The 14,222-nt window shown below is 49.8% G+C and carries 11 protein-coding genes; 6 read left to right on the top strand and 5 right to left on the bottom strand.

All coding sequences use genetic code 11. The features are described from left to right. Positions 1 to 95: 95 nt before the first annotated feature. Positions 96 to 1,244: a peptidoglycan DD-metalloendopeptidase family protein gene (locus K7B67_RS16795; RefSeq protein ID WP_252177030.1), complete on the bottom strand. Its 1,149-nt coding sequence runs from the start codon at positions 1,242 to 1,244 to the stop codon at positions 96 to 98. 182 nt (positions 1,245 to 1,426) lie between these two features. Between K7B67_RS16795 and K7B67_RS16790 the strand changes: the two genes are divergently transcribed. Continuing rightward, positions 1,427 to 2,524 carry an MBL fold metallo-hydrolase gene (locus tag K7B67_RS16790; protein ID WP_252177029.1) on the top strand — a complete coding sequence of 366 codons (1,098 nt, stop codon included), beginning with the start codon at positions 1,427 to 1,429 and terminating at the stop codon, positions 2,522 to 2,524. A 36-nt stretch (positions 2,525 to 2,560) separates the two neighbouring features. Here K7B67_RS16790 and K7B67_RS16785 read toward each other — a convergent pair whose 3' ends face one another. Together K7B67_RS16785 and K7B67_RS16780 are read right to left on the bottom strand one after the other, a co-directional pair. Then, a complete protein-coding gene (locus K7B67_RS16785) occupies positions 2,561 to 4,024 on the bottom strand; it encodes a hypothetical protein (protein WP_252177028.1) in 1,464 nt (487 codons plus the stop codon). A gap of 84 nt (positions 4,025 to 4,108) precedes the next feature. Continuing rightward, on the bottom strand, positions 4,109 to 5,572 hold the full coding sequence (locus K7B67_RS16780; protein ID WP_252177027.1) for a hypothetical protein: 1,464 nt from the start codon (positions 5,570 to 5,572) through the stop codon (positions 4,109 to 4,111). A gap of 225 nt (positions 5,573 to 5,797) precedes the next feature. On the opposite strand from K7B67_RS16780, the gene K7B67_RS16775 reads away from it, so the two are divergent. Then, on the top strand, positions 5,798 to 6,418 hold the full coding sequence (locus K7B67_RS16775; protein WP_252177026.1) for an FKBP-type peptidyl-prolyl cis-trans isomerase: 621 nt from the start codon (positions 5,798 to 5,800) through the stop codon (positions 6,416 to 6,418). Positions 6,419 to 6,494: 76 nt separating this feature from the next. Here the strand turns inward: K7B67_RS16775 and gpmM are convergent, their stop codons facing one another. Further along, positions 6,495 to 8,024 (bottom strand): 2,3-bisphosphoglycerate-independent phosphoglycerate mutase, encoded by a 1,530-nt coding sequence (gene gpmM / locus K7B67_RS16770; protein ID WP_252177025.1) that lies wholly within the window; start codon positions 8,022 to 8,024, stop codon positions 6,495 to 6,497. A gap of 558 nt (positions 8,025 to 8,582) precedes the next feature. On the opposite strand from gpmM, the gene K7B67_RS16765 reads away from it, so the two are divergent. Both K7B67_RS16765 and secB read left to right on the top strand, forming a co-directional pair. Next, the gene (locus K7B67_RS16765) at positions 8,583 to 8,999 is read left to right on the top strand and encodes a rhodanese-like domain-containing protein (protein ID WP_252177024.1); all 417 of its coding nucleotides are present in this window, start codon (positions 8,583 to 8,585) and stop codon (positions 8,997 to 8,999) included. A gap of 139 nt (positions 9,000 to 9,138) precedes the next feature. Next, complete coding sequence (secB, locus tag K7B67_RS16760) at positions 9,139 to 9,600, top strand: protein-export chaperone SecB (RefSeq protein ID WP_252177023.1); 462 nt, start codon at positions 9,139 to 9,141, stop codon at positions 9,598 to 9,600. Between the two features lie 33 nt (positions 9,601 to 9,633). Here secB and trmL read toward each other — a convergent pair whose 3' ends face one another. Next, positions 9,634 to 10,098, bottom strand: coding sequence for a tRNA (uridine(34)/cytosine(34)/5-carboxymethylaminomethyluridine(34)-2'-O)-methyltransferase TrmL (gene trmL, locus K7B67_RS16755; protein WP_252177022.1), 465 nt, complete (start codon positions 10,096 to 10,098; stop codon positions 9,634 to 9,636). A 559-nt stretch (positions 10,099 to 10,657) separates the two neighbouring features. Between trmL and K7B67_RS16750 the strand changes: the two genes are divergently transcribed. Next, positions 10,658 to 11,236, top strand: a complete 579-nt coding sequence (locus K7B67_RS16750) for a hypothetical protein (protein WP_252177021.1) — start codon at positions 10,658 to 10,660, stop codon at positions 11,234 to 11,236. 146 nt (positions 11,237 to 11,382) lie between these two features. Then, positions 11,383 to 13,887 carry a TcfC E-set like domain-containing protein gene (locus tag K7B67_RS16745; RefSeq protein ID WP_252177020.1) on the top strand — a complete coding sequence of 835 codons (2,505 nt, stop codon included), beginning with the start codon at positions 11,383 to 11,385 and terminating at the stop codon, positions 13,885 to 13,887. Positions 13,888 to 14,222 lie beyond the last annotated feature (335 nt).

Below are 14,222 nucleotides of genomic sequence, written 5' to 3'. Positions count from 1 at the left end.
AAACTGTAAAAGATAAAAGCTGATACTTTCTGTTTTATCGGTTCACCCGGGTGTTTCTGCAATCATTTACAAGAGGATATTTTATGCAGTCTGTCTTACGATTTTGTGAGCCATGGAATCGGGTTTTGAGGTTTCCCTTTGTATCGGATTTCCAGATAGACTCCGGGTTCCGCCTGCCCCCCGGACTGGCCGCTCAGTGCCAGTTCTTCTCCGGCCAGCACCTTTTCACCTTCTTCTTTCAGTAACCATTGGTTGTGTGCGTAAAGTGACAGATAGTGATTGCCGTGGTCGACAATGATGAGTTGACCGTAACCCCTTAACCAGTCAGAAAAAATGACAGTGCCGTCATGAATGGCATTGATTTTGGTGCCTGCTTTTGCCGAGATCAGAATCCCCTGCCAGCGAATCCGGGTATCGGGCCTTTGCTGGTTGAAGTGGTACACAACCCGGCCATTCACCGGCCAGGGTAATTTTCCTTTGGATTGCTGAATATTGGAGTTGGCTGATCTTCTGGCGGCCAGTTGGGCTAATACTTCTTGCAGCTGCTGCTTTTGTTGATGGAGGGCGCCCAGCTCCTGATCATTGCTGTTGAATTGATGGTTGATTTCGGCGATTAATGCTTTCCGGTCATTTCTGGATTCGATCAACTGCTCCTGTTTTTCGGAAAGGTTTGCCCGTTGTTCTGCCAGTTTGTCGTTCAGAGTCTGCTGTTGCCGAGCGTTATCTGCTATGTCGGCCAGTGTTTTCTCGAAGGCTTCGATGGCTTCCAGCTGAGCTTTTTGAAGATGTTTCAGGTAGGTCAGGTGTCTGGAGACGGCTTCCGGGTCTTCCTGGTTCAAGAGTAACTTCAGCCGATTGTCACGGCTGCCCAGGTAAACGGAGCGGACACTGTTGGCGATGCGATTTTTTTCTTTATTTTTCTGCGCCGTCAGAGCCTGCTGACGGCTTTGGAGCTTTTTTAGGTCGGCTTTCCCCTGTTCAAGTGTCTGCTCTATTTTATAAATGGCATTTTGCAGCTGGCTCATATCCGTTTCGGTAGACTGCAACTGTCGTTCGGCAGAGGAGCGTTCCTTGTTGAGCTTGTCCAGCAGTTTTCTCAGCTGTTCAATGTCTCCGTTGATCGCCTCCAGCTGAGCCTGGGGGGATTCTTTTGCTTCGGATTCTGCGTGGACCGTTCCGCTGTTCATAAAGCTGAACAGGGTCAGGGTTACGGCGAACATCAGGTTTGCAGCCCTGTTTCTCATACTCAAAACGCCATTGATCTTGCTAATAGAGGTTTCAGTATGCCTTGAATAGACAGGCTTTCACATACCTGAAAGCACGGTCCCTTCTGATTTATTCTACGCTCCCTGTAACGTGTTATTCTGATTTAAAATGAGAAAGACAGAACCCATCGGGAAAAACGCTACAGGTAAACGACAACTTTATGAGATTTACTTTTCTGGGAACCTCGGCAGGCTCTCCCACCGTAGACAGAAATGTGACCGCAATGGCCCTGGCTCTGGACGAAAGTCGAGACTGGTACCTGGTGGACTGTGGTGAAGGAACCCAGCAGCGGTTATTAAGGAGCCATCAGCGGGTAGAGAGCCATCAGCCGGTAGAGAGCCATCAGCCGGTAGAGAGCCATCAGCGGGTAGAGAGCCATCAGCGGGTAGAGAGCCATCAGCGGGTAGAGAGCCATCAGCGGGTAAAGAGCCGCTACACACTGTCCGGCCTTGCAGGTATTTTCATCACCCATGTCCATGGCGACCATATCTTTGGACTGCCCGGCCTGATCACCAGCGCCAGTATGCAGGGCAGGAAAGACCCCTTAACGATCTGTGCACCCCAGGGCGTAGAAAGCTTTGTCAGACATTCACTGAAATGTGCTGCCGTCAGAAATATGCCTTTCGAACTGAATTTTGTTCGCAGTGATGAACCTGATTTTCACTTTCAGGATCGGCGCATTAAAGTGACTTCCCATGAACTCTCCCATCGCGTTCCCAGCTACGCCTATCGCTTTGCAGAGCAACCTGTTATTCCATCAATGGATCAGGACAAATTGGCGGCGCTGGGCGTGCCAAAGGGGCCACTTTGGGGAGAGTTGCAGAATGGCAACAGTGTCACCTTGGCGGACGGTACTATTGTTCATCCACAGGATGTAAGACTACCGCCCAGCTCAGGCAGAGTAGCTATTATTGGTGGTGATAATGACCAGCCTGATCTGCTGATAAATGCCATGAAAGGTGTTGATGTGCTGGTACATGAAGCCACCTTTACAGAGCCTGTTCTGGAAAAAGTGGGGCCGCAATATATGCACAGTACCGCCAGAATGGTGGGTAAAGCGGCTGAAAAGGGTGGAGTGCGCTATGTCATTTTGACCCACATCAGTGGCCGTTATCAGCAACAGGCGTCTGACTTTGCCTCATCAGTTGAAGCACTCAGAAGTGAAGCTCAATCGGTGTTCAGTGGACAGGTTGAACTGGCTGAAGACTTTGCTTGCTGGGCTTTGGACAGGGAAAGAAAGCTGACTCGAATTGAGTGAGGCAGGAGAGAGCCTGTTGCCTCTCCTGCCTGTTGGTCAGGGGTTCGTTTGACGCAATGACTGGATCACCTTCAAAGCGCCAGCCGCTACCAATTGATCAGTCTCCTGCTTATTGATGTAGGAGTAGGTCAGTCCCCATTCCTTAAAGCGCTCTCTGAACAAGGCATTGACAAAATCAATCTCGTTGATTTCGGCGTATTCTCCCAGAAAGTAAACATGGGGAGGGTTCGATTTTCCCTTTTCTGCCGCTTTGGTAACCAAACCTGCAGCACGTTTCTGTATCTCATTCAGCGTGGGCTTCATGGTGTCTGTCAGGTGCTTAACATACCACTCTTTGAGAGCCGCTGGCGCTTGTGAGTCCTGTAGTCTGAGTAACAGGATTCTATGACCCAGTTCATTTTTTCTTTTGCGTTGTGAGTAGCGGTCAAAGAACTCTCTGTTCGATGCACTTGGATCAATGTGTTGCTTCAGATACAGGGGAGCTTCGATCTGTTTTGCTTTCAGTTTAATCTCTTCCTGACAGAGGTCTCTATTGGCGCTACAAGCACGTGAGTCTGAAAGAATCTTCTGGTACTGACGGTTAGCTCTATATTCATCCCACAGTGCCAGTTTTTCCTCACATTCCTCTATAAGCCTCTTGCAATCGGTTTTGGCATTGGCGAAAAAATCGTCAATAGCGAAAAACTCGTCACTGGCGAAGGCGCCAATGCTGTGAATGCTGCCACTGGGAATGGATTTGGGTGGCTTGCGCGGCTTGGGAACCGTCATTACCCGCATCTGATGGTTAGCTCTGAAATCCTCTTTGCTATCTCTGTAAAACATTTTCATATCGACGGTTTCCAAGGTTCCCTGCTCCATGGAACACACCAGATCGTAAGTGGTTTTAAAAACGAACAGTTCATCTTCTGCTTCCATCTGTTTCATGGCTTCCCCGATCAAATCGGTATCACGGGTCGTCCAGATGTCAGTCAGAGCGATTCCGCTGCTTTGAAAGGTTTCTTTAATGGCTGTTTCTGCCTGCTTCTGAATGTCGATCACATCCTGTGGGTTAAAAAAGATGTACAGTTTATCCCCTTCTTTGGCTGTGGCGGCATCAAAGCCAGCCACTGCATAGAGGAATGAAGCGGGTGTTTTCGCAGGATCTATTCCTTTTTGAGCCAATACCGGCTTTTGGGCTTCGAGCATTTCCCGGGACATTTTTCTGGCCACAGCCGCAGCGTTTCTGGAGGGGTCATAATGACCCTTCTCCATGGCATAACGGGTTCGGTTGGAAGCAATGTTCCCAACATGGTCCAGATAAGCTTCGTCGATACTCATGTCCCGTTTGATCGAGGCCAGAACGCTGAACTTGTCATTGTCCAGACGCTGAACCAGATACATTTCTGCCCGGGAATTGAGGCTCCAGAGTACATAGACCAGCTCTTCCTGAGCCTGGAGGATGGCACTGAAGCTTATGGAAAACAGGGTTATGAACAGGAGGAATACTTTTCTTAAATCCATGGGGCTACTCCGACAAGTTGATTAAGCTGAAAATTTAGACAGGTTTATCAGGGTAGTAGTTCCTTCTGCGTCATTGCCTGTTGGTCAGAGGTTCGTTTGACGGAATGAGTGGACCAGCTTCAAAGCGCCAGCCGCTATCAAATAATGAGTCTTATGCTTGTCGATGTAGGAGTAGGCCAGTCCCCATTTCTTAAAGCGCTCTCTGAACAAGGCATTGACAAAATCAATCTCGTTGATTTCGGCGTATTCTCCCAGAAAGTAAACATGGGGAGGGGTCGATTTTCCCTTTTCTGCCGCTTTGGCACGCAAACCTGCAGCATGTTTCTGTATCTCGTCCAGAGTGGGCTGCATGGTGTCTTTCAGGTGTTTTACATACCACTCTTTGAGAACCGCTGGTGCGTTTGAGTCCTGTAGCTTGAGTAACAGGATTTTATGACCCAGCTCATTGTTTCTTTTACGTTGTGTGTAGCGGTCAAGGAACTCACTGTCCGATGCATTTGCATCCATGTGTTGCTTCAGATACTTGGGGGCTTGGATCTGTTTTGTTTTCAGGTCAATCTCTTCCAGACAGAGTTCTGTAATGGTGCGACAGGCAAGTGCGTCTGAAAGAATCTCCTGATACTGATGGTTAGCTCTATATTTGTCCCATAGTGCCAGCTTTGCCCAGCATTCCTCTAAAAGCCTATTGCAACGGCTGTCGGCGAGATCGGGGAAAAACTTGTCACTGGTGAAAAACTCGTCACTGGCCAAGGCACCAATGCTATGAACGCTGCCACTGGGAATGAGTTTGGGTAGCTTGCGTGGCTTGGGAGCCATCATTGGCATCTCAAGGTCAGCTTTGGGATCCTCTTCGCTATTCTCATGATACATTTTCATATCAACGGTTTTTAACTCGCCCTGTTCCATGGAACACACCAGATCGTAGGTGGTTTTAAAAACGAACAGCTCATCTTCTGCTTTCATCCATTTCATGGCTTCCCTGATTAAATTTTTATCGCGGGTCGTCCAGATGTCAGTCAGAGCGATTCCGCTGCTTTGAAAGGTTTCTTTAATGGCCGTTTCTGCCTGATTCTGAATGTCAATCACATCCTGTGGGTTAAAATAGGCGTACAGTTCATCCCCTTCTTTGGCCTTGGTGGCACTAAAACCGGCGACTGCATAGAGGAATGAAGTGGGCATTTTTACAGGGTCTATCCCCTGTCGAGCCAAGACCCGCTTCTGGGCTTCAAGCATTTCCCGGGACATTTTTCTGGCCACAGCCGCAGCGTTCTTAGAAGGGTCATAACCACCTTTCTTTATGGCCATGCGGCTTCGCTTGGAAGCAATGTTCCCACTATGGCCCAAATACGCTTCATCGAGGCTCAGGTCCCGTTTGATCGAAGTCAGAACTCTGAACCGGTTATTGTTCTGATGCTGAATCAGATACATTTCTGCCCGGGAAGTGAGGCTCCAGAGGACATAGACCAGCTCATCCTGAGCCTGAAGGATGGCACTGAAGCTTATGGAAAACAGAGTTATGAACAGGAGAGATACTTTTCTCAAAACCACGGGCTACTCCGACAAGTTGATCAAGCTGAAACTCTGGACAGATTTATCAGGGTAGTCGTTCCTGCTGCAGCAACAGGGATTTTTGCTGGTTTTAAATCTGAAGTCGGGCAGGTTCGTGGTATAGTGCCCCACCTTTCGCCATAAAAAGGCTGAAAAGCAGATTTATGGCATCCGCCTGAGCGATGTGAATCGTTTACATCAGTTTTATCCGAAGTGAATAATTGAATGTCTGAATATACAAGTGTCGAAGAGCGCGTAAGCTATGGTATTGGCCGTCAAATGGGCGACCAGCTGGCCAGCAATCCTATTGAAGGCCTGTCCATTGATGCCGTTCTGGCTGGTCTGGCGGACTCCCTGAACGGGGCTCCCAGCGCGGTTGAACATTCTGCTTTGCAGGAAGCGTTCAACGAAATGCACCAACGCATCCAGGCTCAGGAAGCTGAGAAAGCCAAAGAGCTGTCTGCCGAGGGTGAAATATTCCTGGCTGAGAATGCCAGGCGCGATGAAGTGACGGTGACCGAATCAGGCCTGCAATACGAAGTGCTGGTGGCCGGTGATGAGAATGGTGAAAAGCCAGGACCCAACGCCACCGTTCGCACCCACTACCACGGGACTCTGCTGAACGGCACAGTGTTTGACAGCTCTGTGGATCGTGGCGAGCCCATCGAGTTTCCGGTTAATGGTGTTATTGCTGGCTGGACCGAAGCCCTGCAACTGATGACTGTTGGCGCCAAGTGGAAACTGTTCATCCCCTACAACCTGGCCTACGGTGCCCAGGGTGCGGGTGGTGCCATTGGCCCATACGCCACTCTGGTCTTTGAAGTAGAGTTGCTGGCGGTTTCCTGATAGCGGCCCGGGACTGGATGCGTCCTGCTTCCAGTCCCGTTCGCTTCCAGTCCCGTTCTGACGAGGTTCTGAAAGATCAGCCTGCCAGAGATTGGCCGGTCATCTCTTTTGGTTTTTCGATGCCCATCAGATCCAGCAGGGTAGGAGCCAGGTCAGACAGAATCCCGTCTTTCAGCTGAATGGCTTTAGGTCCGAAGTAAACCAGGGGAACCAGCTCACAGGTGTGGGCCGTGTGGATCTGCCCGGTTTCAGGATTCACCATCTGTTCAGCGTTACCGTGGTCGGCGGTAATCAGACACTGACCACCGGTTTCATCCAGTGCTTCAATCACTCTGCCAATGGCCTGATCCACGGCTTCCACGGCTTTCAAAGCCGCATCAAATACACCGGTATGACCCACCATGTCGCAGTTAGCGTAATTGCAGATAATCAGGTCATGCTTGCCGCTCTTGATCTCAGCCACCAGTTTGTCAGTCACTTCCGGAGCGCTCATTTCAGGTTTGAGGTCATAGGTGGCCACTTTGGGTGAGGCAACCAGAACTCTCTCTTCACCTTTATAGGGCTCTTCACGGCCACCGCTGAAGAAGAAGGTGACGTGGGCATACTTTTCAGTCTCGGCAATGCGCAGCTGTGTTTTTCCCAGCTTTTCCATGTACTCACCCAGAGTGTTAGGCAGTTCGGAAGGCGGGTAGGCACAGATCGTGTCGATGCTGGCGGCGTACTGAGTCAGCATCACGAATCCGGCCATGACGGGTTCTTTGCTGCGAGGGAAGCCGTCAAAATCTTTTTCGACAAAAGCCCGGGTGATTTCACGGGCCCGGTCGGCACGGAAGTTCATGAACAGCACCGCATCACCGTCATTGATGATGGCCGGGCTTTTGCCGATGGTGGTGGCTTTTACAAACTCGTCGTTCTCATCACGCTCATAGGCTGCGTGCAGACCTTCGACTGCGGTTTTGGCAGAAAACTCGGCTTTGCCCAGGGTCATCAGGTCGTAGGCTTCCTGCACCCGTTCCCAACGGTTATCACGATCCATGGCGTAATAACGACCGATCAGGCTGGCTACCCTGCCAATACCTTTTTCTTTCAGAAGGGCGTCGGTTTTTGCCAGAGAAGCTTCGGCGCTGCGTGGTGGCGTATCTCGGCCATCCAGAAATGCGTGAACGTAGACTTCTTTAGCGCCACGTTTTGCGGCCAGTTCCACCATGGCATTGATATGATCTTCATGGCTGTGAACACCACCAGGAGACATCAGCCCCATGATGTGAACCGCTTTCCCTGTCGAGACGGCTTTGTCGATGGTGTTGGTAAACGCTTTGTTCTCGAAGAAATCACCGTCCTCAATGGATTTTGTGATGCGGGTAAAGTCCTGATAGACGACGCGACCGGCACCGAGGTTCATGTGGCCGACTTCACTGTTACCCATCTGGCCATCGGGCAGGCCCACGTCCAGACCGGAGCCCGAGACGAAACTGAAAGGATGTTCCTTCTGAAGACGATCCATCACCGGGGTATGAGCAGCCAGGATGGCGTTAGAATCAGATTCTGTTCGATAACCGTAACCATCGAGGATGATCAGGGCGGTGGTTTTACGCTTGTCAGTCATGGATCAAACCTTGGGCATAGTGGCCAAAATGGTGAGCGAAACCAGGTTGAGCAGTATTTTCGGCTCAGCGTTTGGAGCGTTAAGGAGCTTGAATTCTACCTGCTTTGGGGCTGGTTTCCAGAGATAGGCCGATAGAAATTCGCTATTTGCAGAATAGAACAGATGTTTTGGTCAAAGCCTGATTTTCTCTGTTTTCAGTTGGTGATTTGTGACTCATTTTGCGGATACTGACTACCGCTCTCTTTTTGGGTGCACTGGTGGCAAGGAAGGTGAAACGGTCGTAAGTCGATTTAGCAGCCTGTATACTTGCCGCCTTACGGCAATCAATCACGAAAACTGGCGCGGTTCTCACCTTTCAAAGAGGTGTCGCGAAACCCTGGTTCCCATGCTCCAGCGTGGGAACCCATACCTATCTCACGCTGTAGAGTCCGCTTTTCAGGGGAGGTATGCATTCCCACGCGGAGCGTGGGAACGAGTGGTTAGAGTTTTGCGACACCTTCCAAACGGTGAGGGGTAAGCTATTTTTCCTTCGTTAAAGCATATTTGAACTGGTTCAGTATGGAACAGATTATTGAATTTATAGGCAACCACCCTATATTAGTGGGTGCTCTGGTCGCTCTGGTGTGTGCTCTGCTCTTTGTCGAGATGCGTAAAGGCGGTCAGACCGTTGGTTCCCAGGAAGTCACTCAGCTGATTAACCAGAAAAAGGCTATCGTTCTCGATGTCAGGGAAAAAGCCGACTTCAACAAAGGTCATATTGTTGATGCCATCAGCATGCCTTATGGCAAAGTAGCTGAGCGTATCGGCGAGCTGAAGAAACACCAGGACAAACCGGTTATTGTCGTTGATGCTATGGGACAGCATAGTGGTACCGTTGGCAAGCAATTAAAAGATGCCGGGTTTGAGCAGGTGGTTCGACTCAAGGGCGGTATGGGCACCTGGACGACTGACAGTCTGCCTCTGGTGAAAAACTAACAACGGACTCGCTCCCTGAACCTTCAGAGGATCAGGCCCGTTTTTTAAAACTGCTGATTACCCGACTTGATATGGGTATTTTTATCCCCATTATTAAGTGGGAATCGAATTCAGAACCGATGTGTTTAAGGAAGTGATAATGGCTGAAAATCAGCAAGATCAGGCGCAGTTCGCGCTGCAGCGTATTTACGTAAAGGACCTGTCCTTTGAATCGCCAAAGTCTCCGGAAATGTTTCAGGCTCAGTGGCAGCCGGAAGTTAAACTGGACCTGAATACCACTAACCGTTTGCTGCACGATGATATGTATGAGGTGGTACTGTCCCTGACCATCACCGTTCAGAACGGCTCGGAAGAAGAGAAAGAAACGGCTTTCCTGGCTGAAGTTCAGCAGGCAGGTGTTTTCCTGGTCAAAGGTCTGGGTGACGATGAGCTGCATCGCACGCTGGGCGCTTTCTGCCCGAACATTCTGTTCCCATACGCCCGTGAAGCCATTGATAACCTGGTTCTGCGTGGCAGCTTCCCTCCGCTGATGCTGGCACCTGTCAATTTCGACGCCCTGTACCTGCAGGCTCGTGAACAGCAGGAAGCGACCGTCAACTGATCGCCTGTGCCGGGCACTCCCCGGCACACCCCCTCACTCCCCTCCCGAAAATCCCAGCTGCTTCCAGGCTTCATACACCATAACGGCTACGGTATTGGATAAATTCAGACTTCTGCTATCAGGCAGCATCGGCAAACGCAGCACCTGATCTTTTGGCAGGCTATTCAAAATATCGGTGGGCAGGCCCCGGGTTTCCGGGCCAAACATCAAAGCGTCTCCGGGCTCAAAGGCATGTTCTGAGTAGCGAGTCGTACCTTTGGTGCTTAAAGCCAGTACCCTTTTGGGTTTCACTGTTTGCAGAAAGTCCGGGTAGTGGTCATGAATCTGCAAATTGGCGTACTCATGGTAATCCAGTCCGGCCCGTTTCAGGCGCTGATCATCAAGATCAAACCCCAGGGGCCTGATCAGGTGCAGGCGAAAGCCGGTGTTGGCACAGAGGCGGATGATATTCCCGGTATTGGGAGGGATTTCTGGCTGGTATAGAACGATATCAAGCATGTTGGTGGGAACGTGTTCAGTACATGGAGACTGAATTATAAGGTTTTTCGCTCAATGATGGTCGGTGAATCTGCACCCACTCCCACATCTTGAAGGGCAGTGGGTACAGAAACCGTTGTTAACCTTTCAGACTTAAGCCTGAGCCAGTCCTGAGATCAGAACCATGGTTAACAGAAGGGCAATAACGTTGCAGGTTCGACTGATGCTACATTGCTTTTGATCGCAGCGGCATTCATCGTAGGGGGACAGATTCATCTTCAGTAGCCTCTATAAATTCCCTGAGGGTTTGCTGATACACGCTTCGAATACTGCACTGCCTTGGAAGCCACTTAATTAATATTAGTAAAGCTGATCGAGGCTGAAAGAAAATTTCTCAGCTTCAAAAATCCGTCAGGATAATACGCTTTTTTTCGGGGATATAACAGAAAGATTCAGATAAGTGTTGCTTTTCTGACGTGTTCAATGGTGAACTTAGAGAACCGGTTTTATCGGGTTTTGTCATGGTGTGTGCATGACTCAATAATAGACTACGGACTACTTATAAATAATGGAGAAAGAAATGGAATTTAAAAAAGTAGCTATAGCTATAGCTGTTGCGCTATCGGCGGGGATGGCTTCTTCTGGGCTTCAGGCTGCAACCAATCCAGGGAGTCCAAGTGACAGCTCATCTACAGGTGATTTCGATATAACCCTATACAACAACAGCAAGATTCAGATATACGGCCTTGAAGACGTTGAGATCAATGATACTGATGGTCTGCCTGGTGCTACAAATGCCACTGGTTCTACACCGGTTTGCGTAGCTGCCAATGCTGCTCAGTTTAATATTTCAATGGGTACAGCAAGTGGTACATTTGAACTTACCAATACTGATTCAGGTTCTGGTACTACTGTTCCATATACCTTGCAGTTGAAAGATGCTGGTGGTACGGATACTAGTGATGGCCTCTGGGGTGTCGGGGGAAATAATAGCGGTGAGCTGAGTGGTGATGATCTGACAGTAACAACTAACGATTTTAATAATGTGTCTGCCTGTTCTGGAGCAAACTCTTATAGCATTGTTGTAGCGCCTGATTATACAAATGCAGATCCCGGGATTTACACAGGGACAGCCACTGTAACTGTCAGCCCAATTTAATCGCAAATAAGCCAGCGAAGTTGACTCCGGCACCGTCGCTGGCTCTCCAAAAAATATAACAACAACCGTGAGCCAACTCACGGCAATAAGCACCCACTGTCGGGTACTTAAACATCAGGGCAGTACCAAAAAGGATTTTCCGGGTCATGACCAGGCGCAAATGCATTGACATTGTCTGTATTGCATTGCCCATGGCTTTTATTTTCTCGAAAGCCGTGGCCAGTCAGCCGCTTTTTCTTGCCCAGAATAAAGTCCCTGAAGGTTTTGAGACGCTCAGCGAGCCCCAGCAGTCGCTGGTGGATATCTATTATGGTAACCGCTACTTAACCTCCCAGCTGGCTACCTTCCAACCCGGTAACATTACTCTCTCCAATGTTAATGAAGTGGTGCGCCTGATAGGTTCGGTGAATGATCCTGTTTTTTTGACCACGGCGTTATCGGGGGAGTTGAATACCCATGCCGAGGCCATCTGTCCGCCTAATGTCACAACGGATTGCGGAGTTCTTAACCCTCCCGTCGCCGGTGTGATTTTTGATGAATCCCGCTTCCGGGTGGATGTGTTTGTTAACCCCCGCTTCCTGCTGACCCGGGCCGCCGATGTCAGAAAATACCTGCCGCCCTCCGACGCAGGCTTTGCCATCATGCAGAACTTTTCCGCCGCGGCTACTGGCACCTCTGAAGATGCCAATGGCAACGATTACACACTGAATGGTCTGACACTGTTGTCTTATTATGAAAACAGTGTGCTGTGGAGCTGGGATTATTCAAAGTCACAACAGTTCTCGGTCAGTCAGCTGTATGGTCAGAGGGAATATGAAGGCTTTGAATATAATCTTGGCCTGCTTTCCAGTCAGGGTTTTGGCCTGAACTTTACCTCCGATCAGCCCCTCGTGGGAGCCCGTTTTCAGAGTTCCGATAACACCCGAAACGATACCGATTTCAGTGGCGGTATGCCGGTTGAAATCTTTATGCCCCTCAGGGGCAGGGTTGAAATCAGAAAAGATGGACGACTGATTGCTTCTTATTTCCATGAAGCGGGTCTTCAGGCCCTGGATACCACCACATTTCCCAGTGGTGCCTACGATATAGACATCAGGATTCTCGATGAGCAGGGTAATCTGCAGTCTCGGGAAACCCGTTTCTTTTCTAAGCAGCATCAAATACCGCCCGAAGGTGAATGGCAGCTTTTTGCCGAGACCGGGCAGGTGATGACCTCGGTTTTTGATGGTGCTCTGCCCCAAAGTACTGAACAGTGGCTGACCCGGGCCGGTGTCAGTCGAAGAATTTTTGATACCATGGCGGGCACGCTCTCTGCCGCTGCGACTTTAGACACTTCATTGCTTGAGCTGGGTCTGTTTAACCTGGGCTACCGTTATGAGTTATCACCGTCGGTGATGGTAGCGGATAACGGCAGCTATGGTGTGACCCTGACAGGCAGAACCTGGCTGGGCGACATCTCCTTCAATGGCAGTTATCGCCGACTCTGGAAAGAGGACAGTGACGAAGCAACCCGTGAAATAGAAAACCGTGGTCGTCCGGCTTTGATCGGTGATGCTTTTGAGCAAAGCAGCTTTTCAGTTTCTGCACCCATCTGGAGAGGCAGCGGCAATTACCGGTTCAGCAACAACCGAAACAATAGCGATGGCAGAACAGAAACCCACGGGGTGAGTTATACCGCTACCCTTTTCAGAACCCTGGATTACAACACCAGCGCCACTTTTAGTTTGAGTGAGTCGGAAGGTAATACCGTTGCGCTGTTGAGTTTTGAGTGGCGATTCCGTCAGGACCGGTGGAATTTCCGGGTTAACCCCAGGGCTGAGGTTCAAGACAATAACGGCGTCAAAAACAGAACTGAAAAAATGAGATTGTCGGCCTCCTGGGATGACGGTGATCTTTATGAAGGTCAGTTGTCGTCCAGTGTCTCCGCAGAAACGGGAAGTGGTGAACGCAGACTCGATGGTAGCTTGCAGTACGGTAACCGGTTTGGCAGGGCTGCATTGACGGTGAATCATAGCTCAACAGAGGCTGACCAGATTACCAACTATAACGGCAGTTTCAGTACCAGCTTCCTGACCGATGGCAATGTGGTGGCCATGGGAGGAGAGCAAAGAGCAGAGAGTGCGCTGGTGGTGAACCTGGAAGGTCGTGAAGGCGATGTTTTTGATGTAAAAATTGATGGTCAGCGAAGAGGTTATGCGGTGGCGGGCAGATCGTCGGTGATCCCTCTGGCACCCTTTGAACAATATACCGTTACGCTGTCGCCTTCAGGAGATACCCTGTATAGTTTTGATGAAAGGGAGCGCCGTTTCACCCTGTATCCGGGAAACGTGGTGACACTCGACTATGAGGCTATTCCCCTGCAACTGCTCTTTGGTCGCTTGCTGGTGAATGGAAAACCTCTGGAGGGAGCCCGGATTACCGGAGGGCTTTATCCTTCCAGCACAGACACTGTTGGCATGTTCCAGATAGAAGCCCGCTCGGATATTAATGAGTTGCGGATTGAACTGGCGAATGGTTGGCAATGCTCTGTGCCGGTTGAGCCCGAGGATGAGCAATACATAACAAGAATGGGAACCCTGGATCTTTCCGAATCCGATTGTGTTTCCGAGCTGGAGGGCCAACTGGCCATCGGCAAACGAGACGATTCCTGAGTAGAGACATTGTTCAGGAAACAGTAGATAAAACAATAATGGAGTCTTGCTGTGTTCAGGGTCATTGATGATAAGAAAGCCTGTTGTTTAAAGGCTCAAGGTTGTAAACATTGAAGTATTTTACTGGGGTGGTTTTTGCAGCACTGATGCTTTTTACGTCAGAGTCCGGGGCCTTTTTTGATTTCTCTAACTATGAGGCTGATACATTTACGGTCCCCTTGGGAAATGCAAACCCCACCTATAATTTTAGGGTTTCCTTTAGTTCCTATTGCAATTCGGGCTGTACCGGTCAAAATTACCGGTTAGCGCTTTCTGATGAGTATCCTGGCAGTCAA

The organism is Endozoicomonas sp. 4G (assembly GCF_023822025.1).
In the GTDB taxonomy this organism is placed as follows: Bacteria; Pseudomonadota; Gammaproteobacteria; order Pseudomonadales; family Endozoicomonadaceae; genus Endozoicomonas_A.
Note: the sequence above shows the minus strand (reverse complement) of the source record. Positions and strands in the feature narration are given on the sequence as shown.

Excerpts from the sequence above, each read along its gene's own strand:
- K7B67_RS16765 (WP_252177024.1), top strand. The coding sequence starts at position 8,583 with ATGGAACAGATTATTGAATTTATAGGCAACCACCCTATATTAGTGGGT.
- trmL (WP_252177022.1), bottom strand. The coding sequence starts at position 10,098 with ATGCTTGATATCGTTCTATACCAGCCAGAAATCCCTCCCAATACCGGG.
- K7B67_RS16790 (WP_252177029.1), top strand. The coding sequence starts at position 1,427 with ATGAGATTTACTTTTCTGGGAACCTCGGCAGGCTCTCCCACCGTAGAC.
- K7B67_RS16745 (WP_252177020.1), top strand. The coding sequence starts at position 11,383 with ATGACCAGGCGCAAATGCATTGACATTGTCTGTATTGCATTGCCCATG.
- K7B67_RS16775 (WP_252177026.1), top strand. The coding sequence starts at position 5,798 with ATGTCTGAATATACAAGTGTCGAAGAGCGCGTAAGCTATGGTATTGGC.
- gpmM (WP_252177025.1), bottom strand. The coding sequence starts at position 8,024 with ATGACTGACAAGCGTAAAACCACCGCCCTGATCATCCTCGATGGTTAC.
- K7B67_RS16795 (WP_252177030.1), bottom strand. The coding sequence starts at position 1,244 with ATGAGAAACAGGGCTGCAAACCTGATGTTCGCCGTAACCCTGACCCTG.
- secB (WP_252177023.1), top strand. The coding sequence starts at position 9,139 with ATGGCTGAAAATCAGCAAGATCAGGCGCAGTTCGCGCTGCAGCGTATT.
- K7B67_RS16785 (WP_252177028.1), bottom strand. The coding sequence starts at position 4,024 with ATGGATTTAAGAAAAGTATTCCTCCTGTTCATAACCCTGTTTTCCATA.
- K7B67_RS16750 (WP_252177021.1), top strand. The coding sequence starts at position 10,658 with ATGGAATTTAAAAAAGTAGCTATAGCTATAGCTGTTGCGCTATCGGCG.